Annotated in this window: 24 protein-coding genes; 10 read left to right on the forward strand and 14 right to left on the reverse strand. The window is 68.8% G+C overall.

Going from position 1 to position 24376, the window contains the following annotated elements; genetic code table 11:
- Window positions 1-137 precede the first annotated feature (137 nt).
- A complete protein-coding gene (locus ACFZB3_RS42915; RefSeq protein ID WP_391387375.1) occupies window positions 138-551 on the reverse strand; it encodes an ester cyclase in 414 nt (137 codons plus the stop codon).
- A gap of 280 nt (window positions 552-831) precedes the next feature.
- Complete coding sequence (locus ACFZB3_RS42920; RefSeq protein ID WP_391387378.1) at window positions 832-1251, reverse strand: Ohr family peroxiredoxin; 420 nt, start codon at window positions 1249-1251, stop codon at window positions 832-834.
- Between the two features lie 180 nt (window positions 1252-1431).
- Here ACFZB3_RS42920 and ACFZB3_RS42925 point away from each other — a divergent pair, with 180 nt between their 5' ends.
- Window positions 1432-1656 (forward strand): MarR family transcriptional regulator, encoded by a 225-nt coding sequence (locus ACFZB3_RS42925; protein ID WP_391387380.1) that lies wholly within the window; start codon window positions 1432-1434, stop codon window positions 1654-1656.
- 559 nt (window positions 1657-2215) lie between these two features.
- Here the strand turns inward: ACFZB3_RS42925 and ACFZB3_RS42930 are convergent.
- From ACFZB3_RS42930 to ACFZB3_RS42945, 4 genes are read right to left on the reverse strand one after another with little or no spacing between them, the layout of a single operon-like run.
- Entirely contained in the window at window positions 2216-3139 is a 924-nt protein-coding gene (locus ACFZB3_RS42930; protein ID WP_391387383.1) for a VOC family protein, read from the reverse strand.
- Window positions 3140-3158: 19 nt separating this feature from the next.
- Window positions 3159-4019, reverse strand: a complete 861-nt coding sequence (locus tag ACFZB3_RS42935; protein ID WP_391387386.1) for a fumarylacetoacetate hydrolase family protein — start codon at window positions 4017-4019, stop codon at window positions 3159-3161.
- A 33-nt stretch (window positions 4020-4052) separates the two neighbouring features.
- On the reverse strand, window positions 4053-5246 hold the full coding sequence (locus tag ACFZB3_RS42940; protein ID WP_391387389.1) for an acyl-CoA dehydrogenase family protein: 1194 nt from the start codon (window positions 5244-5246) through the stop codon (window positions 4053-4055).
- Between the two features lie 32 nt (window positions 5247-5278).
- Entirely contained in the window at window positions 5279-5800 is a 522-nt protein-coding gene (locus ACFZB3_RS42945; RefSeq protein WP_391387392.1) for a flavin reductase, read from the reverse strand.
- A 122-nt stretch (window positions 5801-5922) separates the two neighbouring features.
- Here ACFZB3_RS42945 and ACFZB3_RS42950 point away from each other — a divergent pair, with 122 nt between their 5' ends.
- Window positions 5923-6678: an FCD domain-containing protein gene (locus ACFZB3_RS42950; protein ID WP_391387395.1), complete on the forward strand. Its 756-nt coding sequence runs from the start codon at window positions 5923-5925 to the stop codon at window positions 6676-6678.
- Window positions 6679-6845: 167 nt separating this feature from the next.
- On the opposite strand, the gene ACFZB3_RS42955 is transcribed toward ACFZB3_RS42950, so the two are convergent.
- A complete protein-coding gene (locus ACFZB3_RS42955) occupies window positions 6846-7667 on the reverse strand; it encodes an IclR family transcriptional regulator C-terminal domain-containing protein (RefSeq protein WP_391387398.1) in 822 nt (273 codons plus the stop codon).
- A gap of 203 nt (window positions 7668-7870) precedes the next feature.
- On the opposite strand from ACFZB3_RS42955, the gene ACFZB3_RS42960 reads away from it, so the two are divergent.
- The 3 genes from ACFZB3_RS42960 (at window position 7871) to ACFZB3_RS42970 (ending at window position 11129) form a co-directional block, all read left to right on the forward strand.
- Window positions 7871-8770: an alpha/beta fold hydrolase gene (locus ACFZB3_RS42960; protein WP_391387401.1), complete on the forward strand. Its 900-nt coding sequence runs from the start codon at window positions 7871-7873 to the stop codon at window positions 8768-8770.
- A 326-nt stretch (window positions 8771-9096) separates the two neighbouring features.
- Window positions 9097-10164, forward strand: coding sequence for an amidohydrolase family protein (locus ACFZB3_RS42965; RefSeq protein WP_391387404.1), 1068 nt, complete (start codon window positions 9097-9099; stop codon window positions 10162-10164).
- The gene (locus tag ACFZB3_RS42970; RefSeq protein ID WP_391387407.1) at window positions 10155-11129 is read left to right on the forward strand and encodes an amidohydrolase family protein; all 975 of its coding nucleotides are present in this window, start codon (window positions 10155-10157) and stop codon (window positions 11127-11129) included. The genes ACFZB3_RS42965 and ACFZB3_RS42970 overlap by 10 nt, the downstream gene beginning before the upstream one ends.
- A gap of 228 nt (window positions 11130-11357) precedes the next feature.
- On the opposite strand, the gene ACFZB3_RS42975 is transcribed toward ACFZB3_RS42970, so the two are convergent.
- Window positions 11358-11810: a MarR family transcriptional regulator gene (locus ACFZB3_RS42975; RefSeq protein WP_391387411.1), complete on the reverse strand. Its 453-nt coding sequence runs from the start codon at window positions 11808-11810 to the stop codon at window positions 11358-11360.
- Between the two features lie 78 nt (window positions 11811-11888).
- On the opposite strand from ACFZB3_RS42975, the gene ACFZB3_RS42980 reads away from it, so the two are divergent.
- The gene (locus ACFZB3_RS42980) at window positions 11889-12356 is read left to right on the forward strand and encodes a redoxin family protein (RefSeq protein WP_391387413.1); all 468 of its coding nucleotides are present in this window, start codon (window positions 11889-11891) and stop codon (window positions 12354-12356) included.
- Window positions 12357-14307: 1951 nt separating this feature from the next.
- Entirely contained in the window at window positions 14308-15576 is a 1269-nt protein-coding gene (locus tag ACFZB3_RS42985; protein ID WP_391387417.1) for an MFS transporter, read from the forward strand.
- 425 nt (window positions 15577-16001) lie between these two features.
- Here the strand turns inward: ACFZB3_RS42985 and ACFZB3_RS42990 are convergent, their stop codons facing one another.
- Both ACFZB3_RS42990 and ACFZB3_RS42995 read right to left on the reverse strand, forming a co-directional pair.
- Complete coding sequence (locus tag ACFZB3_RS42990; protein WP_391387420.1) at window positions 16002-16895, reverse strand: helix-turn-helix domain-containing protein; 894 nt, start codon at window positions 16893-16895, stop codon at window positions 16002-16004.
- Between the two features lie 27 nt (window positions 16896-16922).
- Window positions 16923-17729 carry an SDR family oxidoreductase gene (locus tag ACFZB3_RS42995; RefSeq protein WP_391387422.1) on the reverse strand — a complete coding sequence of 269 codons (807 nt, stop codon included), beginning with the start codon at window positions 17727-17729 and terminating at the stop codon, window positions 16923-16925.
- 615 nt (window positions 17730-18344) lie between these two features.
- On the opposite strand from ACFZB3_RS42995, the gene ACFZB3_RS43000 reads away from it, so the two are divergent.
- The gene (locus tag ACFZB3_RS43000; protein WP_391387424.1) at window positions 18345-19016 is read left to right on the forward strand and encodes a hypothetical protein; all 672 of its coding nucleotides are present in this window, start codon (window positions 18345-18347) and stop codon (window positions 19014-19016) included.
- A 981-nt stretch (window positions 19017-19997) separates the two neighbouring features.
- Here ACFZB3_RS43000 and ACFZB3_RS43005 read toward each other — a convergent pair.
- Window positions 19998-20192, reverse strand: coding sequence for a VOC family protein (locus tag ACFZB3_RS43005; RefSeq protein ID WP_391387426.1), 195 nt, complete (start codon window positions 20190-20192; stop codon window positions 19998-20000).
- A 168-nt stretch (window positions 20193-20360) separates the two neighbouring features.
- On the opposite strand from ACFZB3_RS43005, the gene ACFZB3_RS43010 reads away from it, so the two are divergent.
- Entirely contained in the window at window positions 20361-20765 is a 405-nt protein-coding gene (locus ACFZB3_RS43010; RefSeq protein WP_391387429.1) for a hypothetical protein, read from the forward strand.
- On the opposite strand, the gene ACFZB3_RS43015 is transcribed toward ACFZB3_RS43010, so the two are convergent.
- Together ACFZB3_RS43015 and ACFZB3_RS43020 are read right to left on the reverse strand one after the other, a co-directional pair.
- Window positions 20713-21603, reverse strand: a complete 891-nt coding sequence (locus ACFZB3_RS43015; protein ID WP_391387431.1) for a hypothetical protein — start codon at window positions 21601-21603, stop codon at window positions 20713-20715. The genes ACFZB3_RS43010 and ACFZB3_RS43015 overlap by 53 nt on opposite strands.
- Window positions 21604-21751: 148 nt before the next feature.
- A complete protein-coding gene (locus ACFZB3_RS43020; RefSeq protein WP_391387434.1) occupies window positions 21752-22201 on the reverse strand; it encodes a hypothetical protein in 450 nt (149 codons plus the stop codon).
- Window positions 22202-22581: 380 nt separating this feature from the next.
- On the opposite strand from ACFZB3_RS43020, the gene ACFZB3_RS43025 reads away from it, so the two are divergent.
- A complete protein-coding gene (locus ACFZB3_RS43025; protein ID WP_391387436.1) occupies window positions 22582-23067 on the forward strand; it encodes a hypothetical protein in 486 nt (161 codons plus the stop codon).
- A 47-nt stretch (window positions 23068-23114) separates the two neighbouring features.
- On the opposite strand, the gene ACFZB3_RS43030 is transcribed toward ACFZB3_RS43025, so the two are convergent.
- Complete coding sequence (locus tag ACFZB3_RS43030; RefSeq protein WP_391387439.1) at window positions 23115-24131, reverse strand: helix-turn-helix domain-containing protein; 1017 nt, start codon at window positions 24129-24131, stop codon at window positions 23115-23117.
- Between the last annotated feature and the right edge of the window lie 245 nt (window positions 24132-24376).

Consider the following 24376-nt stretch of genomic DNA (forward strand, 5'->3'; position numbering starts at 1 on the left):
GACCAGCGTCTCCGACCGCCGCCGGGACCATGCTCAAATCCAATGGCTCTTCCGTTCCGAGAGCAACGGAAGAGCCATAACCAGCGAATCAGCCCGTTTATCGTGATCCCGATACTGGGCACGGCGGACCGGGTGGGTCAGCAGTCGGTCGCGGTGGGCGCGATCGGCTGCATGAGGCTGATCAGGCCCGGAGCGGCCCACTCCTCGACGATCATGTCTCCTTCGATGCGGTAGACCTCGACGCTGCGGTAGGCGACCGTCCGGCCCGTCGCCTCGAACCACTGAAAGGCTCCGACGTGGGTGCCCTGGAAGTTGACCGGCACCGCGACCTTGCCCCCAGCGCCGAAGATGCCGTGAACATCGATCTTCAGGTCGGGGAAAGCGTCCAACATGGTTTGAGTTCCGTAGCGCCGAATCTCCCGGCCATGCAGGGGCTCGGGGCGGCCGGGGACGTTGGCGATGAAGTTTTCCGCATCATGATTGTTCCGACCTGCCGAGCCGTGTAGCCGGATCCTCCGGGCCGACGCCTCGGATCGGATCGACTGGATCATGGCGAGCCTCGACTCGACGTCCTGCGGTGCCCATGACCGGGCACGAGCGCGAAAGGCCCAGAAAGACGGATCAGCCCGAGCCAGAGACGTTCCCACCAACATCATCGCAGGTCAGCGGCACCAGGTAGACGACCTGAGGAAGACCTCTTCTCTCCTTTGGGACTGGCCCAAGGACATGAAGGGGCCCGCCTCGCAGAACGATGTTGAGGTAACTCACACGACAGCGCGTGGCCGTGCGGAAGAATCGCACGGCCGCGCGCTGCGTGACACACGGAGCGACTCAGGCGAGGTTGAGGGTGACCTCGATGTTGCCGCGGGTGGCGTTGGAGTAGGGGCAGATCTGGTGGGCGGCCTCGATCAGCTCGCGGGCGGTGGCCTCGTCGACGTCGGGGATCTGGACTTCGATGGCGGCCTGCAGCTGGTAGCCCCCCTGGCCGTTGGAGCCGATGCCGACTTCGACGGTGACGGTGGTGTCGCCAAGCGCGATCTTCTTCATGCGGGCGGCGACTTTGAGGGCGCTGTGGAAGCAGGCGGAGTAGCCGCTGGCGAAGAGCATTTCAGGGTTGGAGTGGGCGCCGCCCGGGCCACCCATCTCCTTGGGGATGGCCAGGTTCAGGTCGAGGATGCCGTCGCTGGAACGGACACGGCCGTTGCGGCCGTCGCCGGTGGCGATGGCGGAGGCGGTGTAGATGGCTTCCATAGCGGAGCCCTTTCGGTCGAAATGCGGGACTTACCATTAGGCAAGGCGCTTGCCTAAAATAGTCAAGGAGGCTGCGCATTTTGTCAAGGTGGTTGCGTATGCTGGCGGACGAAGGGCTGCGGGACCTGGCCTCAGCACGCGAGATGGGCCTGGGGCGCCTCCTGCGTGGTCAATGTCTCAGTGTTCGAACGGCTCGGGGAACGTGGTCACCCGACCGTGGGCACAGCACACGCGGTGGTCTTCATGAACCTTGATCCGTCCGGCACGAGGACGGTCACACTCGCGCAGCGCGCCGGCATCACCCGGCAGGCGATGAGCCAGCTTGTAGGTGACCTGCAAGCCTCCGATATGTCGACGTTCAGTCTGGCCGCCGGGACGACGGACGCGCCACCCGCGTGCCGTTGACCAAGCGGGCATCGGCCTCTTCGCTGACGCGGGCAGCGTCATACGCGAACTCGAACAGCAATGGCGGCAGTTACTCGGCTCGATGTGCTGGACGATGCCTTGCGGACGCCAGGGCAGGCCAAGCCGCCCGCGTAAGCGCATCATGCCGCCGCATCGACGGTCGGGCCCCCTGGGCTGACACGGCGACATCGAATGCGAGCCACCGACCAGGCTGGACCCAGCCTGGTCGGTGGCTGGTGCCAGGTGCACAGATCGCAGCGGACTCATGCGTGGGTGAGCAGTTCGGCGGTGCCGTCGCCGCGTGTCGCCGTGACCGGAATGCAGGGCAGTTCGAGGTACGCCGTTGGCTGGCAAGGCGGCCGGCGGTCGAACGCCTCTGCTTACCAGGGCACCCCCTGTGGACGGTTCAGCCGGAGCGGGAGCGAGGGTCCGTAACCGAGGAGGATGAGGTGGAGCACCCCGGCTTGTGCCCACGGTGTGTGGCTTCTCGGCAGATGAGGTATTGCTCTGCGAGTACCACGCCGGCAGACGCGGGTGGGCCCTGGGACGGTTGAGCGGCTCACTGCGGGCTGTGCAGCCCGGCCATCAACGCGGCCAGGTCGTCCGGCTGGATGAACGAGGGCGGCGGGGGCGGTCCCCAGCTGAACAGGCCCTTCGCGTCCTCGAAGACTTCTGGCTTCCACAGCTGGTCGTCGAGGATGCAGTCGAGGTCGGAGTAGTACTCGCTGAAGTTGCCCGCCGGGTCTTTCAGGTACCAGAAGAAGTTCGATCCGGCGTGATGCCTGCCGAGGCCCCACACGTGACGCTCGGGGTGGCCCTCGAGCATCGAGGCGGCGCCGCGCCCTATCTCGTCGATGTCGTCGACCTGCCAGGAGGTGTGGTGCAGGAACGGCACCGGGGCATGGAGCACCAGCAGGTTGTGGTGGTCGGTCGAGCAGCGCAGGAAGGCGCCGATCTCGCCCATGCGATCGCTGAGCTTGAATCCCAGGCCGTCGTGGAAGAACGCGGTCGTGGCGGCGAAGTCGGTCGTGCCGAGTACGGCGTGGCCGAGCTTGCGCGGCCTGACGGGGTCGTCGCGCAGGATGCCCGGTGCCCGGGAGCCGGGCCGCTCGATCCGGCCGGGTCCGTTGTACTGGGTCGCTGCGATCGTCGGCTGCTGGATGCGGGGCTCGATGCGCAGGGTCGCGCGCACCCCGGAGACCGGTTCGCGTGCCGAGACAGTGGTGGCGTCGACCACGCTGTCGATGCCCAGCTTCTGCAGCCGGGACCGGGCGGCAGCCAGGTCGTCCTGGTCGTCCACTCCGATGACGATCTCACGCAGGCAGCGCTGCGCGGCGGGCACAAGGTGCAGCTGGCGGCCGCCGTCGGTGGTGCTGAACCATCCGTCGGGCTGTGCCGTGAGACCGAACTGCGCGTAGTAGGAGCTGGTCGCGCCGATGTCGGGTACGCCCACCTCGACGCTGGACAGGCGGTGCAGAGTCATGTCGTCTTCCTGTCGCCTCTCACGCCGCCGTGAAGGTCTGGCGCAGCTCGCCGATGCCCTCGACATAGCTGACCAGTACGTCGCCTGTGGCGAGGAATTGCTGCGGGCTGCGCCCCATACCGACGCCGGACGGGGTCCCGGTGAACACCACGTCGCCGGGCAGCAGCGTCAGAATCGCCGACAGCCGGGCCAACAGAACGGGAACCGAGAAAATCAGATCGCCGGTACGGCCTTTCTGGACCTGGACGCCGTTGACCGAGCAGCCGAGTTCGAGACTGTCGGGGTCGGTGAACTCGTCGGGAGTGACGAGGTACGGGCCCATCGCCGAGAAGCCGGGGAAGGACTTGCCAAGTCCGAACTGCGGCGCGGGGCCCTGTAGCTGGGTGATGCGCTCGGACAGGTCCTGGCCGGCCGTGAGCCCCGCCACGTGGTCCCAGGCGTGGGCGGGTTCGATGTGGCGGGCCGTCTTGCCCACTACGACGACGAGCTCCACCTCCCAGTCGGTGTGGCCGCCCTCGGGCAGGCTCACGGTGCTGACCGGTCCGGTGATGGAGCTGACGTACTTGGTGAACACCGGCGGCAGCGTGTCCGGGACGGCGAAGCCCGATTCCGCGGCGTGATCGCGGTAGTTCAGGCCCACGCAGAACACCTGCCGGGGCAAGGGGGCCGGCGAACCGAGGTGCTCGGGTTCGAAGGGCTGGGGCGCCAGGACGGCCGTCTCGTGCCCCGTTTCCCGGGCCCAGCGGCGGAACTCTGCCCACCGCGGGTAGAGCGCCTGCGGGTCGGCGCCGAACAGTCCGCCGCTGGCCTGCTCGATGTCGAGAGCACGCCCGGCTGCGTTCACGAGCACGACGCGGCCGTGCACGTTGGCTATACGCATGTCGTTGTCCGTTCTGGGTGGGTGGGGTTCGCCTCAGATGAGTGGGGTGATCTGCTCCTCTATGCCGAGCAGTGCCTTGCCATAGACCTCAAGCGCGACCTCGGGGGCCGCGATCGCGTGGCGGCCGCCGACGTTGGCGTCGCGCCAGATCCGCTGCAGCGGGTTGACCTCGGCGAACGAGCCGGCCCCGTGCACGTCGAGCAGGATGCCGAGCGCCGCGAGCGTGTTCTTGACCACCCACCCGGTATCGGCGCGCACCCGCGCACGGGTCACCAGATCGGGCTGGGTGCCGACCGCCGCGTAGTGGTCGATCACCGCGGCAGCCCGTTCGGCGTGCAGACGCGCGGTATCGATCAGCTGCGCGGCCTCGGCGATCTGCAGCTGGACACCGACGGAGGAGGACTGCGTCTCGTAGAAGGTGTAGGAGATCGGCTTCTTGCCTGCGCGTTCGATCACGTAGTCCAGTGCGGCGCGCCCCAGGCCCAGCTGCGGCCCGATCAGGACAAGCGCAAGCACGGGGATGAACGCCGAGCGGTAGAGCTCCTCGTCGCCCATCTCGGTCCCGAACTCGCCCTCGACGGCCGCGGGCACGGAGATCACCCGATGTTCGGGCACGAAGACGTCCTCGGCGATCAGAGCGTTGCTCGCTGTGCCCCTCATCCCGGCGACGAACCAGGTGTCCTCGATCTGCAGGTCCGCACGCGGGACAAGAGCGAGACCCTGGTCTACGACCTCACCCCCCGCGTCGGTCACCGGGATGCCGAGCAACGCCCAGGACGAGTGCCAGGATCCGGAGTTGTAGTACCAGCGGCCGTTCACCTTCCAGCCGCCGTCCACCTTGACCGAGCTGGCGGTCGGGCTGAGTACGCCGGTGACCTTGGCTTCCGGGTCGGCGCCGAACACCTCGTCCTGGGAACGTACCGGGAAGAGCCCGGCCATGTAGTTGCAGACGTTGACCAGTGCGACGACCCAGCCGGTCGAGCCGTCAGCCCGCGCGACCGCCGCCGAGACGTCCAGCATCGCGCGCATCCCGGACTCGTAGCCGCCGTACCGCCGGGGCGTGCTCAGCTTGAAGAGGCCCGCCTCGCTCAGTGCGTCGATGACCTGGTCCGGGACGCGGCGGTCGGCTTCGGTCTTTGGGGCGTGCTCGCGGATCAGCGGCCCCAGGGCCTCGGCGCGTGCGACGAGTTCTTCACGGGCCGGGATGCCGGTGGTGGAGTCATTCATCGTGACCTCCAAGTAGGTCTCTGTGCGGGGTTTCATCGGGCCAGGGCCGCGATCTGTTCGGTGATGGGGCGCCGGGGGCGCAACTCGAAGCCGGAATGCGTACCGAAGGTGCGGTGTGCGTAGACCAGCGGTGCGGTGAGTCCGCTGGCGCAGGCCTCGACCGTGCCGAGGACCAGCAGGTGGTCGCCGCCCTCCACCAGGTCTGCAATTCGGCAGGCCATCCAGCCGGGCGCGTCGGCCAGGCGCGGCAGTCCGTGTTCGAGGCGCCATTCGACGTCGGCGAACCGGTCGATGCCACGACGGGCGAAGCGTAGGGCGATCCCCTCCTGGCCCCGGCCCAGGACGTTCACGCCGAACACGCCGCGGCGCCTGATCACGTCCAGCAGACCGGATCGACGGTCCAGCGCGGCGGTGACCATCGGGGGATGCAAGGAGAGCGAGGCGAACGCGCCGACCGTGGTTCCGCACGGGCTGCCCTGTTCCATCGCCGTGACGACGGTGACCGGGCTGCACACTCCCGCCATCAGGTCACGGAACTCCTGATCACTGACCACGACACCCGCCTCCAACCTAAATCATCATGATGATTATGGCCATCTTGTGTCCAGGTGGAAGCGTCGTCAAGAGACGAAACTGATATCCTTCATAATCAATTTGGGTGCGCTGAGGAGGCGACGTGCCGAAGAGCGAACGACCGCGACCGCGACCGGGCTCGGAGGACCCGCCCGCGCTGCGGCGCGCGGACTGGGACCGTCAGGGCGCGGGCTCGCACCGAGCCATGCAGGCGGCCGCGCAGATCACCGCGCTCGCCGGCGGCGTCCCGGTGGGCGAGCGGCTCGGCACGAAGGAAGAACTGCGCGCCCTGTGCGGCGTCTCGGTAGGGACCTTCAACGAGACACTACGCCTGCTGCAGGCTCGCGGCGTGGTCTCGGTACGGCCCGGCCCCGGCGGCGGGCTGTTCGCGGCGAGCCAGCCCCCCATGGTCCGGCTCGGCAACTCGGTACTCGCCCTGGACACCGAACCGACGGACGTGGCCGACGCGGTCCGGGTCCGCGACGCGCTCGACCCGCTGTTGATCGAGGACGCGCTCTGGCACGGCTCCCCGGCCGACTTCGCCGAACTGCGTACGCTGCTGTCCGCCATGCAGGACGCGGCGGGAGGCGGGGACCCGGTCGCCTTCGTGAAGGCGAACTGGAAACTGCACGCGCGGATCGCCGCGATCTCCCCGAACACGCTGCTGCGTTCGCTCTACGTGAGCCTGCTCGATCTGATCGAGTCGCACACACTCTCCGTGCTGCCTGCGGCGGAGCACCCGTTGGCCGACTACATCCGCGAGCGGTACGAACTCCACGCAGCGCTCGTCGAGGCTCTCGCGGCGCGCGACCGCGTCACAGCGATGAGGCTTGTCGCCGAGCACAACACGACCGGCTGAAACGACACCCATGAGCAACCGCTGGCGCGCGACACCCCACACCGATCCCATGCAGGCGGCGCAGCCAGGCCGCCGGGCACGCAAGGGGCATTCCCGCGACGGCACGGCCTGATCACATGCGTCTTGTGTGACGCAGCCGATGCTTCCGTCCGCACCTGCGGACCGGACTACGAGTCCTGCCCGTCACTCCCTGGTCCCAGAGCGATGTCGGAGGATCGCACGGCTCGCGAGATCGCGCGGGCGACCGCGACGACCGCCGGTTTCATGGCCGGAGGCTGCATGGACTGCGCCGGGGCGATGACGGCCAACGCCGCGATCACGTGCTGACGGGCATCGAGAATGGGTGCAGCCACCGAGGCCATCGGCTCCGGAACCCCGCGGATCTTGACGGCTGTGCCCTCCTGCCGGACCTGCGCCAGCGTCCGGCGCAACTCGGCAGGATCGACCCTCCGACCAGAGTCCTCGGCTACCAAGTCGGCGCCGAGCACGGCTTCCTGGACCTCGGCCGGGGCGTGGGCCAGCAGCACGAGGCCGATGCCGGTGCTGTGCAGCGGCATCCGACCGCCCACGCGGAAGTCAACGCGTCCGGCACGGTGCGCGGACAGTCGTTCCACGAGAACCGCGTGCTCGCCGTCGCGCACCGCGAACAGAACGTGCTGGCCGGTGGCCTTGTGCAGATCCTCCATGAAAGGCATGGCGATCGAGCGCAGCCCGTGCCCTCGCGGTGCGAGCGTGGCGAGCTGGAGCAGGCGCAGCCCGATCACGAACTCACCGTCGCCCGTACGTTCCAAGGCTCCCCAAGCCACGAGTTGGCGGGCGATGCGCAGCGTGGTGCTCTTGGGCAGTCCCGCCCGCGTGGAGAGCAAGGTCAGCGACAGCGGCCCGTCGTGCCCTTCGAAGACGGTGAGGAGGCGCAGCGCGCGGTCGAGAACGGGTTCCCCGTGCGCGGGCTTGCGGCCTCGCGAACGCGCGGGCGTGGGGTGCGACACGGTGAGAAGTATGCCGCGCCGTGCCATTGAATGAAACACGGTGGGACAGGCGAGCAGCGTGCGGTGATGCTCGGTTGATGCGGCCCGATCAACGCATCGCCTGGAGCAGAACCAGAGCGCGCCACATCGGCCTGCGGCCGGCCCTTGGTCATCTTGCGCCATCGCGTGAGTCGGCCATCCGACCTCCCATCGAAAGAACGACCATGGACAAGCGTGAATTCGACGTCGATGTCGACGCACTACGTGTGACCGGCATCGCAGCCTTCCCGGACCAGCCGGACGACGAGGCAAGGCTGCCCCTGCTGGTGTGCATCCCCGGCGGCGGAAGCCACGACGCACAGTACTTCGACATCCCCGGCTTCTCGCTGCTGGACAAGGCCACTGCGCAAGGCTTCACAGTCCTCGCGCTGAACCGTCCCGGCTACACACGTAGCGCTCCCCTCCCGGACGAGCACAGCGCCTTCGCCCGCCAGGCAGAAATCCTCGACACCGCCATCGGCCGCCTCTGGGAGCAGTACGGAGACGGCCGCCCCGGCGTCGTCATCGTGTCGCACTCCATCGGCTCTGCCATCGCCGTGCACCTGGCCGCCGGCCACCCCACGTGGCCGCTGACCGGTCGGCTGACGTGGCCGCTGCTGGGCATCGCGCTGAACGGCATCGACGACATGGGCCCGGCCGAGGGGAACGGCGCTTGGAAGGCGATGCCCCCGGGGCAGCCGGTAGTGTGCCCCACAGGCCTCCGCCGACAGATCATGTACGGCCCGGACGTCATCATGCACGCCGATGCGGTGCAGCGAGCCACCCCGGCCTGGGAGCCGGTGCCATCGCCGGAGTTCCTGGAGGTCGTCCGGCTCTGGCCGGAGCAATTCCCCACGCTGGCAAGGCAGGTCACGGTGCCCGTGCACTACGTCCTCGCCGAACACGACCACCTTTGGATGGCCGACCAGCAGCGCGTCACAGACCTCGCCGGGCAGTTCACCGCAGCCTCGTCAGTCGACGCGGCGATCTTCCACGGCACCGGCCACAACATCGACCGCCATCACGGAGGCGACAAACTCCATCAGCTGCAGTTGGAGTTCGCCGCACGGTGCGCCGACGACTGACACCGCCCTCACGACGCACCCTCCAGGTGCAGAGCTCTCGGCTGCAGGCAGCGCATTCGGGCCCGCACACCTCAGCACTCACCGATGTCCTGGCGGATCGTGGCAGCTCATCGGCCCGTACACGGCCAGGACCAGAGTGCTGACCCGCAGGGCCATCAGAGCCGCCTGTCCACAACGCTGCCAGCGGACCGGGCCCAAGGGTTCAACCGGGCCCGGACCGTCCTTACCCGGACTCACCGCCCCGCCAACCAGAAAACAGGACTGCCAGCAAACCGGTGATCGGCGCTCGCCCGACAGACCGGTCCAATCAATGGAGGTCAACCCCCATGTCCGAACCACAGCCGCCTCGTACGGCGATCGTCGGCACCCGGGTCTTCGACGGCACAACCCTGAGTGAACCGCGCACCGTGGTGATCGAGGGATCGTCCATCGCCGCGGACACCTCGACCGACGGTGCCCAGATCGTGCACGCCTCAGGCGCGGTCCTGCTGCCCGGGTTCATCGACGCCCATGCACACGTGGAACATCGAGAGCTGCTCGACGTGCTGGCCTCCTATGGGGTGACCACTGCGCTGGACATGGCCCTGTCCACACTCGGTCGTGTACCGGGGACCTGCGACCTGCGCAGCCCCGGCCTGCCGGCGATCAGCTCGCGCAGTATGCAGGCGAAGATCCCCGGCATGCCCGAAACCACCCACGTGGACACGCCTCAGGACGCGAAGGCGTTCATCGCCGGCCGAGTCGCGAACGGCGCGGACTACATCAAGATCGTACTCGGGGACGGCCTGGACGAGGCCACCGCGGCCGCCCTGGTCGACGCCGCCCACGCGCACGGACTCAAGACCGTCATCCATGCCGTCACCTCCGAGGACTACACGGCGGCAATGAACACCTCACCGGAGTTCATCACCCACGTTCCCCTCGGACAGCCGTTGACGGACACTCAGCTCACGCGGCTGCGCTCACGGCAGATCGCGACCATCCCCACTCTGACCATGATGGAAGGAGTAGCGAGCGCAGTCGGTGCCCCCGAGGCGGCATTCGCCGGTGCCCTGCGCAGTGTCGGCCTGCTGCACGGTGCCGGGGTGCCTATCCTCGCCGGCACCGACACCAACACCACCGAAGGCGTCCCGTTCAGCCCCGAACACGGCTCAAGCCTGCACCACGAACTCGAACTGCTCGTCCGCGCGGGCCTGAGGCCGCTTGAAGCGCTCACCGCAGCGACTACCCTGCCCGCGCGGCTTTTCGGCCTGACCGACCGCGGCACCATCACCCCCGGAGCACGCGCCGACCTCGTCCTGCTCGACGGCGACCCGCTCAGTGACATCCGCGCGACCCGCGCGCTCCAGCGCGTGTGGTGTGCCGGCATCGAGCACACGCCGGCATGCGCGTGACGACGCCCATGAACCCGACCACACTCATCGACGTCCACGCGCACTTCCTGACCCCGCGTTACGTCGCAGAGGCCAAAGCCGCCGGCCATGCGCGTCCAGACGGCATGCCGGGCTGGCCCTCCTGGGACGAGTACACCCACCTTCGCCAGATGGACCAGTGGGGTGTGGGAACGTCGATACTTTCGATCTCCTCCCCCGGCATCCACTTCGGGGACCACGCCAAGGCCCGTACGCTGGCCCGGCATGTCAACGAGGCCGGTGCCGCGATCCAAGCCCGGCATCCGGACCGCTTCGGCCACTTCGCCGCGATCCCACTGCCAGACGTCGAGGGCTCCCTGGCCGAGGCCGCCCACGCACTCGACGAACTCGGCAGCGACGGGTTGATCCTGAAAAGCAACACCGGAGGCGTCTACCTGGGCCACCACGATTACGCGCCGCTGTACGCGGAACTCGACCGGCGTCACACAGTGGTCCTGGTCCACCCCACATCTCCCCCACACTCCGAGGCCGTCGCCCTCGGTCGGCCGCGCCCGATGCTGGAGTTCGTCTTCGACTCGGCCCGCGCCGCCAGCGACCTGCTGTTCAACGGCGTGCTCGAAAACTACCCGAACATTCAATGGATCTTCCCGCACGGCGGCGGCGCCCTCCCTCTGCTCGGTCAGCGCATGGAGTTGTTCCGCAGCACGTTCGGGCTCGCAGGATCGACCAAAGCCGTCGCACCCGAACAACTCGGGCGCCTGTGGTACGACATGGCCGGAACACCTTTCCCGGATCAGATCCCCACACTCACCACAGCCCTCGGGCATGATCATGTGCTGTACGGCAGCGACTCCTGCTGGACTCCCGCGGACGGCGTGGATGCGCAACTCGCCTCGATCGACAATGCTCCACAGCCCGCATCGAACCTCACCTGGCGCGAGCTGACCTCCGCCAACGCGCGGCGGCTCTTCCCCCACCTGCCCTAGACGGCAGGAGGTGCACAGCTAAGTAGAAGCACGCTTGCAGGCGGCAGCAGTAGGGCAACGGTGAGTCGCGCGCGAAGGACATAGCGCCCCTCAGATCTCAACAGCTCTCCACCCAGCAACACCGCATCTTGCAGGTTCCGCTGCAAACCGCCTTTCGGTCGACAGGTAGGGCCAGCGGCATGATCGGGCAACGCGTATGACGCGGTACAGCCAGTCACGCGCGCCGCGTTACGCCTGACTCAACGCCCGAAGGGTGGCGCGCAGTTCTTTGAGCCTGCCCGGACCGAGCAACTGCTGCCAGTGCTGTTCGAGTTCACGAATGACGCGGGCGGCATCGAGACAGAAGGCGATGCCACGGTCGGTGAGCACCACACGGGTGGCACGGCCATCGTCCGGGTCCGGCTGAACGTCCACGTAGCCGGCGATCTGCAGATCACGGACCAGTTGGCTCATCGCCTGCCGGCTGACGCCGGCCCGTTGCGCAAGGGTGACCATACGAGTGCCCGTCGGATCCAGGTTCGAGAAGACTGCCGTGTGAGCAGAGCGCACCGCCTTGTGACCCAGGCCTACGAGCTGGTCGAACAGTATGGCGTTGACCACCCGGGCGGCCTCGAGCAGTGCCCGTCCGAGGTCGTTCTCGCTGGCACTGGCCAGCTCTTGCAGCACTTCGTCCGACAACATAAGCAACCCCCTTGACAATATAGGCAGCCCGCTTGACTATTTTAGGCAAGCGCCCTGCTTAAAGAAGGAAGTGTAACCATGAGCACAGACATCGAATCCGTTCCCGCAGTGGGTACGGCCATGCCGGACATCGATCTGGTCGGCCCGGATGGCCTGGCGACCACTTTGCAGCAGGTTCGGGCGGGACAACGCGCCGTTGTGTACTTCCTGCGCGCCGCGACGTGCCCGGTGTGCGTGAACCACGCACGGACCCTGACCGACCTTGCCACCACGGGCGACCTGGGCAACAACGTGCGGGTGGTCCTCGTGGCACCCGGCGAACCGCTCGACGCCGCCGAACTGGCCCGCCGGATCGGCAACGACACGGTGGGCAGTTGGGCTTCCGGTAGCGGCCACGAAGCGGCCGGCCTGGGGTCGTTCCTGGCGTTGCAGCACAGCGGAACCTTCCTGGTGAACGCCGACGGGACTGTTGCGTACCGTCGCACCGCGACACTGCCGCCGAACAGCTTCTCCCGCCGCGAACTACTCAAGGCACTGGGCCGCTGAGCCGGGAGGCCGGGACGTAGCCGACGAGCACGCGTCCACCGCGATCGTGCCACCGCACACCAACGCGTGGACGTTGCTGCCAGGTCCGCATCGGGCATCGACTCCCAGTGCCTCGTTGCCCACCACATCGCGGCTTCACGTCCCGGCACTCGCCACGAGTGACCGAGCAGCGCCGGAGTGACCGCCCCTCTACGCGACCGGTCCTGGCTACGACTCGCACCTCAACCGAGACGGCGTCGCCCACGAACGGCAGCAGCAGGGCCGCCTCGACGGGGGATGCGAGACGGCCCCGACGCCAGTCTGGCATAGAGCGATACCCTCGCTCGCGGCCTCGGTCCACGGACCGCCACGCGTCGGCGGGAAGCACGAACCGGGCCCGAAGCCGAACCGACATCCAGCGGTCCACCCCCGCGTCGGCTGGAAGCACTAGCTGACTTCCTGGCCAGCTCGCGGACCCTTCGGTTCACCCCCGCGTCGGCGGGAAGCACTCGATGTAGTCCTTCCCGCCGACGCGGGGCTGTTCCGGTCCCCGCGGGGCAGGGGACCATGTTCGAGACGTCCTTCCCGCCGACGCGGGGGTGTTCCGTTCGTCGCGGGCCGCCCCCGTCCTTCTCAGGGGTCCTCCCCGCCGACGCGGGGGTGTTCCGGCACACGACCGGGTGTCCAAGGGTCTGAAGAGGTCTTTCCGCCGACGCGGGGATATTCCGTAGCGGCAGATCTCGTCGAGGGCTGTCTCGATGTCCTTCCCGCAGACGCGGGGGTGTTCCGTCGGGGCCTGGAGATAACACCTCCCGATGGTTCCAGCCGACGCGAGGGTGTTCTGGTGACGATGCCGCCCTCGTCATCGCCCGTGGCGCTGACCCTGCCGTGAGCCAGCCCCATCCGAAATCCCAGCAACGTCGTCGCAGGTCAGCGCCACCAGATAGACGACTTCAAGAAGATCTCTTCGTCCTCCCCGCATCACGCCCCGTCTTGAGCGAAGCCCTCTCCGACTCCGGCCTCGCCCAGTTCACGACCAAGATCCGGACCATACACGGGCCAGAGCCCGCCATCCCCGCTTCAAAGCCCGCATTCGTACTGGTCAGAGCCACGTAAGTCGCGTACCACCAGCAGACGAAGAACATTCTTTGTTCCTACAGCCCTCGGAAGCTCGGGTTCTTCTAGGACTCAAATCGGTTGCCTGGAGGCGCTGTTGCCCTCCAGGCAACCCGCACAACCATACGTCGCCAGGTGTCAGTCCCCGTCGGGCACGGAGGACGGATCCCGAGCCGCGAAGGGGTTCCGTGAGGTTGAGGGACAATCCGCCAGCTGACCGGCCTCGACGGTCAGCGTTCCTCGCCCATACGGAGATGATCTGCTCCTTCCCCTGACCCCGGCCCTGGCCTTGGGGCGCGCCGCCGCCTACATGCTCCGTGAGACTTCCCCTGCGGCTCGTTGGCGCCGGCGGCGCGGGCTTCGAACAGCCGGTCTGCCCAGCGGGGCGGCGGGGCTTGGGTGATGTGGCGGACCGGCGTCGTCGATGGTGCCGGGCCACGGTGGTGAACCCGAAGCAGGCCCGGCCGGAGACGACCGGGCCGCCGGTACTCGCGGCCTTTTCTTGACCTCGCACCCCATGCGGACAGCGTGCGGGCCTGACGCACAACTCCTCCGGGCCGGCGACGGGGCACCGAGGAATTCACCGATGCCCCAGAGAAGGGCATATCGTTCTCCGCCGGAGACTCGCGCACCGAATACGCCGCGTCACTCTGAGAGCTGTATAGTTCAGCCGTCAACTGGCGCCGTCGGCATGCCGGTTCCTCTTCCTTCCTCAGAGCGGAGGCAAGGTGCCCCTAGTGCGCAGCCTGATGGGCACGGACGCAACTCGGCCTTTTTCCAGACATGCATTTTCCGTGCACTGACCGGGATCTCCCCAAAACCTCCCCCGCACATCTATCGAGAGTCTCCCTCTTTCGTGGCCATCACTGTGCACGAGGACCGGCCTGCCGGTCGGCATGCCGCCGTTCCGGCCGGCAGTCTCTTTCGGCGAATATATGCTCCGCGCGCGAGTGACGCGCTGGCGTTCTCCATGGCGACGTACGCCATGCCCCTCCTGGTCCTGACCATTACCGGTTCGGCGTCTTTGACGGGCCTGGCGTTCGCATTGGAGTGGACACCGCGGATCGCGGCGTTCGTCTTCGCCGGCAAGGCGGTCGACCGACGCGGTGCGGCGATCGTCTGCTTCGTTGCCTCGCTCGCGCGGGCCGTGGTGGTGGCCGTCTCCACGGTGGCCCTGCTCATGCTTCCGCCGAGCCCGGCGGAGACCGCTGTAACGCTGGTCCTGGCGGCCGTCACCGGCACGCTGTCCCAGTTCAGTTTCGTCGCCAACGAGGCCGTCGGAGCGATCGTCACCCGGCGGGACCAGGCCGGGCCGCACGGGATCCAGACGGTCCTGGTCAGCATCGACCAGTCCGCCACGGTCGCCGGTCCGCTGCTCGCAGGCCTGCTCCTCCTGGCGGGTCCGGACTGGATGCTCGGATGCCTGAGCGCGGTGTCCCTGATCGCCGCCGTGCTCGGCCTGCAGACTCCCCCGACTCCGCTGCGCGCCGCACGCGCCGACGGCACCGCAAAGGGCGGCGCGCTGCGCCTGGGCCTGCGGACACTGCTGACGCTTCCCGCGCTGGGCTGGCTGGTGACCGGGCTGGCCTGTTCCAATCTGGCCCTGGGCCTGCTCCAGTCCGCCAGTCCGGTGATCGTGGTGGAGACGTTCGGGCGCTCCTCCGCCGACGTCGGCGCCATGTGGTCCGCCGCCGCCGTGGCGACCCTGCTGGCCATCACGTGCTGCCGGTTCGTGCTGAGCCGCGTCGACCTCTGGGGGGTGGGCATGGTGTCCGCGACGCTCGCCTCCGCCGCGTGCCTCGCCCTCACCCAGGTCCCCTCCTTCGTCTCCTACACCGTCCTGGTGGCGATCTTCATGGCGGGGGACGGCGGCCTCACGGTCGTGCTGCGTACGGTGCGGTCGCTGATCATCCCCACCACGGCGCTCGGGGCGACGCTCTCCCTGACGATGCTTCTCCTGCTGCTGCCCTTCCCCGTGGCGGGCGTCCTCGTGGCGCTCACGCGGCCGGCCCGTCTCAGCGACGTGATGATGGTCTGCGCCCTCGTCCAGGCCGTCGCGCTGGCCACCACCTTCGTCAGGCTCCGCAACGAACCCACTCTGCGCATGGTGGCCGGCCGCAGGTGACGTCGGCGCCCTCGCTCCAGGGGCGCGGTGTGTCACTTGGCCCGTCGTGGCGATGCCCTGGACGATCTGCCGCCGGAAGACCGGGAAGGCCGCGCTGAGCGGGATGAAGCCGAGGACCGAGGAAGCACCGAGGAAGCCGCTATCTCGGCGTACTGCAGGCTGCTGGAGTCCACTAGGAGATCGACTCAACTGGCCTGGTTACCAAAGGTTGTCCCGTGAGCGGGAGCTGGTCCTGGGCTGAGCCGACCACTGCCGTGACGATCTTGCGGAGGCTGACACCTCACTCATGGAGATGTCCCCGCGCGAACTCCAGGACAGCGACCTGCCCGTCCGTGACCGCGCTGCGCATGACCGCCCCGACGCCGTACCGACGCCACCGCCCCACCAGGTACGGGACAACCTCCAGTACGGCAGGAGGAGTTGGACTATCCGTTGTGTGCTTCGAGCTCGGTCGCCAGCGTCTGTTGGGTGGCCGCCCACGATGCCAGGAGCGCCAAGTTGTCAAAGGTCGGTGTGCCCGCGGGTGCGGTGTAGACATTGAGGTGCAGGCCGGGTTCGGCGGGCAGTTCCAGGGACTCGACGTCCAAGTCGAGCCGGCCCACGATCGGATGGTGCACCCGCTTGCGTCCGGACCGGTGCAGCCGCACGTCCTGAGAGGCCCACCGCTGCCGGAATAGCTCACTGCACGTCGACAGTTCGCCGACCAGGGCGATCAGCTCCTCGTCGTGCGGATTGCGGCCGGCTTCCATGCGTAGCTTCGCGGCCGTGTCACCGGCAACTTGGTCGTAGTCGACAAAGAATTCTCTGGCCGCCGTGGAGTTCAGATAGACGAACCGCGCGGTGTTCGCCGGCCGTCGCGGGTCGGCCAGCACAGGTGAGAACAGCGCGCGGGCGAGTTGATTCATGGCGAGCACGTCATAACGGCCGTTACTGATCCAGGCCGGCGCATCGGAGATCGCGTCGAGCACCTGTTGGAGTGTCGAGCGCACCGTCACGGCAGACCTGCGCCGGCGTGGGCCGCCCGGCGCCCTGGACCGGCGCGCGAGGTGGAACAGGTGGTCGCGCTCGGCCTCGTCGAGTTGCAAGGCGGAGGCCAACGCGTCGAGCACGCCGTCGGAGGCACCGGCGAGGCTGCCGCGCTCCATGCGTACGTAGTAGTCGACCGACACCCCCGCCAGCAGCGCTACCTCCTCGCGGCGCAGGCCTTTGACCCGGCGGTTGCCGCCGTAAGCGGGCAGGCCCGCCTGCTCGGGTGCGATGCGGGCGCGACGCGAGCTGAGAAACTCCCGGATCTCGGTGCGTAGGTCCATCGTGGCCATCCCCTCACCGTATGCCCGTGCCGCAGCCTAAGGGGTACCCGTTGCGGTCGTCGCGATGCCGCCGTCCACCGGGATGACGGTGCCCGTGAGGTAGGACCCGGCCCGGCTGGCGAGGAACACGGCGATACCCGCCATGTCGTCGTCGCGGCCGAGCCGGCGCAGAGGGGCCGCCGCCGCGATCGTGTCGCCGATGGCATCGAGCGTGGACGCCATCATCTGTGACGGGAACACTCCCGGTGCTACCGCGTTCACCGTGACGTGCTGCGGGCCCAGCTCCCTGGCAAGGACTCGGGTGAGTTGATGGAGTGCCGCTTTGCTACTGGCGTACGAGTAGTTGGGCGACTCGGCGACGTGGATGGCGGCGATACTGCCGATGTTGATGATCCGCGCGGGATCATCGGCGGTGCCCGCCCTGCGAAGTTCGGGAAGCAGCGCCTGCACCAGCCAGAACGGCGACTTGAGGTTGAGGTCGATCACTGCGTCCCATGCCTCGTCCGGGAACGTCGCCAGCGGCTCGCGCCACATCGCTCCCGCGTTGTTGACAAGGATGTCCAGGCGTTCCGAGTCGACCCTGACAAGATCGGCGAGGCGCCGGCACTCGTCGTGCCTGGACAGGTCGGCGGGAATTGCCTGAACGTCGCCGAATTCGGACAGGAGATGCTGTGCCTCCGCACACGCGTCTTTCCTGCGTGAGCTGATGACAACGCGGGCGCCCGCCTGGAGGAGGCCGCGCGCAATCATCATCCCAATGCCCTTGGTGCCGCCAGTGACAAGGGCATACTTCCCACTCAGGTCGAAAAGTTCCGTACGAGTGGTGAATTGGGAGTCCGCCATTGATTTCCGTCCCTTCTGCCGTGGAACAATGCGCCGACGCGGTCGCGCATTCGGGGCAGCTGAATCGAACTGGTGAGGGTAAAGCTGCGGCGCGTGTCCATGAAGTGTCGTCGGCGCTTTCGACTCGACCAGGTTGACAGGCGCTTGGGACGTCTGGGAGACCCAGGTGATACAGGTACTGTCAGGACCCCCTTGCCCAAAGTGCCTTGCGACCCGCGATGCCGGGGTTTCTCCAGGACTGCATCAGGCATGATCGGCACGGCACTTCCCAGATGCAATCCACCCATGCCGCGGCGGCGGTCTCATCCGTGTTCGATGATCCGAACCTCGGGGAGCGCATCCGGCTGCCCGCCTGGGCGCGCCACCAAGCCGAAGCGACCGGTCCGGCAGGCATCGGCACATGAGAGACCGTCGGCAGCCGGGCACCCGCTGCGCCCCGTACCCTCCACGAGCAGCGTCCTACAGCCTGTGCCCGTCCGAGTCCCGTGGTGTTTCGGCTGAACCCGTCAACGGTCGTACGCCGGGTGTGCGTCCGCGCGCCGTACCCCGCGCGGTGCGGCGCCGACCGGGTAGGGCAGCATCTGCTCAGCCGTCGCCGTACCGTGAGGGGCCGTCATGCTGTCCACCCGCCGCGCCATACCGGTCATAGTGCTGTCCTGCCTGCTGCTCGCAGGCTGCAAATCCGGATCACTGGGCGGCCCGTCTCCGTCCGGGAGCCCGGCCACGTCGGGGACCGCCTCAAGCACGAGCGGGGCGGGCGGCGCAGGCCGGGCGATCGCGGTGGGGGCCGGCCCGCAGAAGAAGTACACGGTGCAGCAGCAGCCGGCCGCCGGCTCGTGCCACTACCGGTACGAGCACGGGGAGCCGCTGGAGGACCCGGCCTGCACCCCGGGCGCGACCTCCCCGGCCGTAACCCAGGCCAACCTGAAGACGACGATATGCCGCAAGGGCGGCTACACCTCCGGTGTACGCCCCTCCACCTACGTCACCGGCAAGGAGAAGAAACTCAACGCCGCCTCCTACGACTACACCGGCGCGATGGGCGAAGCCGAGTACGACCACCTGATCAGCCTGCAACTCGGCGGCGACCCCAATGACCCGCGCAACCTGTGGGTCGAACCCACCGACCCGGGCCACAAGAACAGCCAGGGCGTCAACAACAAGAAAGACCCCGTGGAGACCAAACTGCACACCGCGGTCTGCGCCGGCAAGGTCACCCTCACACAAGCGCAACAAGCCATCGTGACCGACTGGACCACCGCCCTCACGACGCTCCACCTCAACTGACACCGGCCCGGCCGCACGAGCATCGTGCGGTACCCCCAGCGGGCGGGACCACCGTGACGGGTTGGCCGGGACCGGCCGCGAGGCGTTCGGCGCGCGCCGTCCGCACCGCCGGAGTCCCCCCCTCTACGCGACCGACCGGATACGACTCGCACCTCAACCGAGAAGGCGTCGCCTACGAATGGCAGCAGCAGGGCCGTCCCGACGGGGGATGCGAGACGGCCCTGTCGACAGGCCGGGATAGGGCGATGCCCTCGCCGACGGCCTCGCTCCACGGACCGCCCCGCGTCGGCGGAAAGCACTGAGACGCGCCGGGAACCGGCATCAGGGTGGGGGCGGCGCGCCTCGCCGTCTGCGTGCTGGGGGGGGCTCACCGGCCGTCGGCTGCTGGGGCGAGGCTGAGCAGGCCGGCGCCGTAGGACGGGTCCGGTAGCGGAGGGCGAGTCCCTTGGTGAGGGCGGTGAACATCGGGGTGAGGTCTTTGAGGTCGGCGTGCCCGTGGTCGTAGGGCAGGCGGGTGGGGTCGAGGACGGTGGCCGGGACGAGGAGGGTGCTGGTGGTGTCGGTCTCGCCCAGGCGGTAGAGGAGTCCGGCCCCCTGGCGGGGGGGCGTCGCCGAGGGCCTCGGGGACCATTCGCATGAGGGTGCGGTGCATCTCGCCGGCGTCGCGCAGGTCACGCTGGACGGCGCGGCTGTGGGGGTTGGGGCGGATGCGGGCCAGGGCCACGCGGTGGCTCATGCGGGTGCCTCCGTGAGGGAGTAGTCGATCAGGTGCTGGTGCAGACATACGTGTCACGCGTCTGGCCGAGCTGGACCTGCGCGGCCGTGTGCAGGCGGTTGTACTCGCCTGCCGCAGTGGCCTGCCAAGCACGGCGTGTACCACCAGCAGACCGAGCACCTCCTGGTCTCGTACTCGCCGAAGAAGCTGGGCTTCTTCCAAAGGCCGGACCGGAGTGGGCGGACCGAGGTGCAGGGAACCGGTCGTCACGCGTCCTGGTAGAGGTTGACGACGTTGCCTTCGGGGTCGCGCAGCCACAGCGAGCGGCGGCGCCAGGGCTGGGGTGTCGGCGGCTTGAGGACCTCGACGCCGCGAGCCCGCAGCCGTTCGTGGCGCGCGGCCACGTCGGAGCGGTCGCCGTGCTGCGCGTCGGCAGCGGCCCGGTCGCGGAGGCGAACCACCTCCGCGCAGCCTGGAAGCCCTGCACGGCGTTGGGTTCGCCTCGGGCGCAGGGGGTCGCGACGATGCCTGGCAAGCCTTTCGACGGTGGCCGAAAGGTGTGACCGGAGTGCGGTGGCCACTCCAGACTCGGACGAACGGACTCAGCCCGTGAAACCGAGGGGGAGCACATGCGCAGGGAAAATCGGCCGGGCCGGGGCACGAAGGCCAGGAGGGTGGGCGCTCTGCTGGCGGCCACGGCGCTCACCGTGGGAGTCGCGGTGGCGACCGCACCCTCCGCGGCTGCCGCCAACCCGTGCTGGAACGACGGTTCCACCAAGTGGTGGTGCAACAACGTCTCCGGCGCACCGGTGTACGGCACGGTCGGGAACAACCACATCTACCCGGACCCGAACACCGTCGTCGGCTACATGTACTCCAACCCGAGCTGGTTCTACTGCAAGGAGGACGACCAGGCATGGGTCGGCGGGCCGCACTCCACACGGTGGGAGATGACGGTCGCGGACAACGGCCGGCTCGGTTTCATGAAGGACACGGCGATCTCCAGCGAGACGGACCCGCTGCCCGTGTGCTGACGATGAAGCCGACGTGTCTGCCCTGGCCGGTCACCGCGATGTCGGTGGCTGCGCGGCCGCGGGCCGGTCCTGGGCCGTCGTGGGCGGGTTCCGGCTGGATCGCCGACGACGTGCCCGGCCGGGACCTCAGCAGACGGGGACGTCGGGCAGTTTGTTGTCCGGGTAGTTGACGTAGATGTTGGTGATGTAGCCGCCGTACAGGGGGAGACAGGAGGGCGCTGTACGCGGCGCCGAACGGGGTGCCCTGCGGGTGCAGGGTGAAGACGGCGACGATCGAACGGTCACCCGCGCCCACGGTTCCCGTCGTGTGCAGTGCGGGCCGGGCGAGGTCGACCGCCGCGCCGGGTGCGGTCGTGCCCCGTCGGCCGGCGGCCGGGGCCGTCGTGTCGGTGCAGTCGCTGCTCTCGCCGAAGCCGGACCAGCCCTGCTTGACCGCCCACGGCTGCTGGAACGACGCCGGGACGCCGAACCGCTGGTCGAAGCCGTCGACGCCGCACCGGGTGGAGGCGCGCAGGTCACCCATGACGATGTCCCGCAGGGCGGCGGGTGCGCTGTCCAGGATCCAGCGGTAGATCCGCACGGTGTCCGCCGCCGAGAGGGCCGTGTAGCCCCAGTGGCCGGGGTAGTCCGCCGGCGGGCCCGCGGTGTCCGTCAGCCCCAGGCGGGGGATCATCCGGCCGATGATCGCCGAGCCGCCGTCCTGGGTCCAGTAGAAGTCCGCCGCGGAGTCGTCGCTGGAGCGCAGCATGCTGTCGAGGCGGGCCCGGTCGTCCGACGGCAGGCCGTAGCCGGGGCCGCGGTCCCACAGGTGGTCCAGAGCGATCAGAAGCTTCACCACCGAGGCGGAACGGAACTGCGTGTGGGCGTTGGACTGCTCGGTGAACGTCCCGGTCCGGCGGTTGTAAACGACTCCCTGGTTCGGACGGGGCCGAAGAGGAACGTGTCGGGGCCGGCCACCGTTGGCGGGGCCGGCCACGACACGTGTGTCAGCAGTTGCGGACGGACCAGACGGGGTTCCAGTCCTGGTCGCCCACCTGCGGCGGGGAGAAGGCGCGCAGCACGTTCCCGTTGGCGTCGTAGAGGTAGGAAGTGACCGTCCCGGTCTGCTTGTTGAGGTAGTAGCCGTTGCCGTACCAGTTGGACAGGTAGTAACGGTTGCAGTTGTAGAGGTAGAAGATCTTCCACTTGGACACGGTCGGATCCCACACCTCAAGGCAGAGGTTCCCCGATGCGCAGGTGAACGTCTCGTCGTCCGTGCGGTAGCTGACGGTGGTGGACGGAGAGATCGTCGGGGAGACGGCGGCCGCGGCCTGTGCATGGTTGCTGGAACGAGAGGCGGAGGCGGTTGCCGCCTGCGCCGGACCGGTGGCGAGGACGGCCATCAGCAGGCAGACCACCACGCCGATGATGCCGAGCAGCGAGCGCTTCGCGCGCATGGATGAGACCTCCGTCGAGACGGCAGCGGGACATCTGGGACAGCGGCACGGAAGGTGCCCTGACGGCGACGATCGCCGATCGCGCGGGCCCGGCAGAAGCCTTTCGAAACTCCTCGAAAGGCCGCTGTCCCCGGGCACGGCCGCGTCACGCCCGCCGACGGCCGACTGTCCCAGGCCGCAGGCCCGTTGCGGCGTGATCAGCCCACGGGACGGCATCGGTACGGCCCATGGGCGTCGTTGACGTCCGCCCGAACCGAACGCCACCGTGGTGCGGCCGCACACGACGGCCGTGCGCGACCCGCACCCGGCCGTCGGACCGGGGACGACCATGACACGGGCATGCGCGAACACCGCCGTGCCGGACGGGAGACTGCCGAACCGTGCCTACCAAACGCTCACTTGTCGGACTGTGCGCCGCCCTCGCGACGGGGGCGGCCCTCCTCGCCACCGGAACCGCGCAGGCCGCCCCGGCCTCGCGCGGCACCTCCTACGGTCACCTCATGACCATGCCCGCAGCACCGAGGACGGCCCGCCCCGCGCCGCTCCTGGCCGCGGCCCCCTCCACTTCTCCTGCCGTCCGCACGGCCTACGCCGGTGCCGGCGGGGGCGTGTACTGCCAGAGCGGCTACTTCTGCGCCTCGGTCTGGGACCCGACGGCGGGCCAGTTCAAGATCTTCTTCTTCTACTCCTGCAACCGCTACACCCTCTCGAACTGGATCGACTGGGCCGAGGCCCAGAACAGCCAGACCGGAGGTGCCGTCGCCGGTCTCTACGGCTCCGGGGGCGGTCTGCTGCAGACCGTCCCGGCCGACAACGCGGTCTACGCCGTCAACTGGTCACCGGTGTACTCGATCCGCAACTGCTGAGCCGGACGGCCTCCGCGGCCGGGCGCACAGGGCAGGACTCAGGGGGCTCAGGGACCGCAGGCCGGATCGCTCTCCGTCCGCCGTCCGGTGTCCGCGCCCAGCAGCCGGTGACCCATGGACGTCACCGAGTGCCGTACGAACTGGCCCTCCCGGTGGCTCGCCACCAGTCCCCCGTCCCGCAGGACGGCGAGCTGGTAGCTGGCACTGGGCAGGGCGATGCCCACGGCCTGCGCCACTTCGGACGTGGTGCGGGTACGGCCACGGGCCACCTGGACCAGCACGGTGGCCCGGGTACGGCCCAGCAGCCGCTCCAGTCCGCCGCCGTCGGGGGCCGCCGTCTCCAACGGCCGTGCGGTGACCGGATGGACGAGGACCGGCCCGAGGGCGGGGTCGGCGAGCGCGGTGGGCCTGCGCCAGCAGAAGTAGGAGGGCAGGAACAGCAGGCCCCGGCCCTCCAGATGCAGGTCCCGGTCGACGGGGAAGTCCACCTCCAGCACGGGGGGATGCCATCGGGCGAACGGCAGACTCTCCAGCAGAGCGCGGACACCGCCGTCCAGGAGGGTGCGGGCCCGCAGGTCGACCTCGTCCTGCACGGCCCTGCGAACCTGCCCCCAGCGCGGTTCGAGCAGCGCCTTGGAGGAGATCTCCAACGCCCTGACCAGCGATCCCATACCGCGGTCTCCCGGCCTGCCGAGCCCCGTCGTCCACGCCGGGAGGGGGCGGGCGCCGGCGAGGATGCCCAACTCCTGCTGCAGACGGCGGCGGGGCGTCGCGCGTACCTGTGCGAGGGCAGCGGCCAGACCCTCGTCCGGGACGGACGGGGTGAGGAAGTCGGGGATGTAGCCGACGGGCGGGACGAGCGTCCCCAGCAGGCGCAGCGCACGGCGCGCCTCCAGGTCCCGTACCGTCCGGTCGAGGACGCCGCGGCGCCACGCCCCGAACTCGACCGGCCCCTGGTTCGTGACCAGCCGGCAGGCGGCGCAGACGAGCTCCCAGAGCGGATCCGGACGCCGGGCCACGCGGATGCTCTGCAAGTCGAGCGGCGTGAAGTGGATGCGGAGCATGCAGGCCTCTTTCGTGGTCGTGGGGGTTGGCCGAGGCGATGCGCGACATGGGTCGGCGAAGCGGTACGGGTCATCCATGGGGACGCGTGGGGAGCGCCTCTGGTATGACCGCGCGGTCGCCACCGGCAGGCCCGACCGACCGCCCACGCCGGCGACGGAGGACCGGCATTGTCCTGTTCCGCAACCGCCGTGGCTGAGAATGTGTCTCTCAACGCAAGGTCCCGCCGCTTCGGGAGTCGGTCAGG

Source organism: Streptomyces sp. NPDC008092, assembly GCF_042957285.1.
Taxonomy (GTDB): domain Bacteria; phylum Actinomycetota; class Actinomycetes; order Streptomycetales; family Streptomycetaceae; genus Streptomyces.

What these genes read in the sequence shown, in the direction of transcription:
- ACFZB3_RS42970 (WP_391387407.1), top strand. Translation starts at nt 10,155, where the DNA reads ATGCGCGTGACGACGCCCATGAACCCGACCACACTCATCGACGTCCAC.
- ACFZB3_RS42980 (WP_391387413.1), top strand. Translation starts at nt 11,889, where the DNA reads ATGAGCACAGACATCGAATCCGTTCCCGCAGTGGGTACGGCCATGCCG.
- ACFZB3_RS42930 (WP_391387383.1), bottom strand. Translation starts at nt 3,139, where the DNA reads ATGACTCTGCACCGCCTGTCCAGCGTCGAGGTGGGCGTACCCGACATC.
- ACFZB3_RS42960 (WP_391387401.1), top strand. Translation starts at nt 7,871, where the DNA reads ATGGACAAGCGTGAATTCGACGTCGATGTCGACGCACTACGTGTGACC.
- ACFZB3_RS42990 (WP_391387420.1), bottom strand. Translation starts at nt 16,895, where the DNA reads ATGGCCACGATGGACCTACGCACCGAGATCCGGGAGTTTCTCAGCTCG.
- ACFZB3_RS43030 (WP_391387439.1), bottom strand. Translation starts at nt 24,131, where the DNA reads ATGCTCCGCATCCACTTCACGCCGCTCGACTTGCAGAGCATCCGCGTG.
- ACFZB3_RS42940 (WP_391387389.1), bottom strand. Translation starts at nt 5,246, where the DNA reads ATGAATGACTCCACCACCGGCATCCCGGCCCGTGAAGAACTCGTCGCA.
- ACFZB3_RS43020 (WP_391387434.1), bottom strand. Translation starts at nt 22,201, where the DNA reads ATGCGCGCGAAGCGCTCGCTGCTCGGCATCATCGGCGTGGTGGTCTGC.
- ACFZB3_RS42975 (WP_391387411.1), bottom strand. Translation starts at nt 11,810, where the DNA reads ATGTTGTCGGACGAAGTGCTGCAAGAGCTGGCCAGTGCCAGCGAGAAC.
- ACFZB3_RS42920 (WP_391387378.1), bottom strand. Translation starts at nt 1,251, where the DNA reads ATGGAAGCCATCTACACCGCCTCCGCCATCGCCACCGGCGACGGCCGC.
- ACFZB3_RS42965 (WP_391387404.1), top strand. Translation starts at nt 9,097, where the DNA reads ATGTCCGAACCACAGCCGCCTCGTACGGCGATCGTCGGCACCCGGGTC.
- ACFZB3_RS42935 (WP_391387386.1), bottom strand. Translation starts at nt 4,019, where the DNA reads ATGCGTATAGCCAACGTGCACGGCCGCGTCGTGCTCGTGAACGCAGCC.
- ACFZB3_RS43010 (WP_391387429.1), top strand. Translation starts at nt 20,361, where the DNA reads ATGCGCAGGGAAAATCGGCCGGGCCGGGGCACGAAGGCCAGGAGGGTG.
- ACFZB3_RS42995 (WP_391387422.1), bottom strand. Translation starts at nt 17,729, where the DNA reads ATGGCGGACTCCCAATTCACCACTCGTACGGAACTTTTCGACCTGAGT.
- ACFZB3_RS43000 (WP_391387424.1), top strand. Translation starts at nt 18,345, where the DNA reads ATGCTGTCCACCCGCCGCGCCATACCGGTCATAGTGCTGTCCTGCCTG.
- ACFZB3_RS42915 (WP_391387375.1), bottom strand. Translation starts at nt 551, where the DNA reads ATGATCCAGTCGATCCGATCCGAGGCGTCGGCCCGGAGGATCCGGCTA.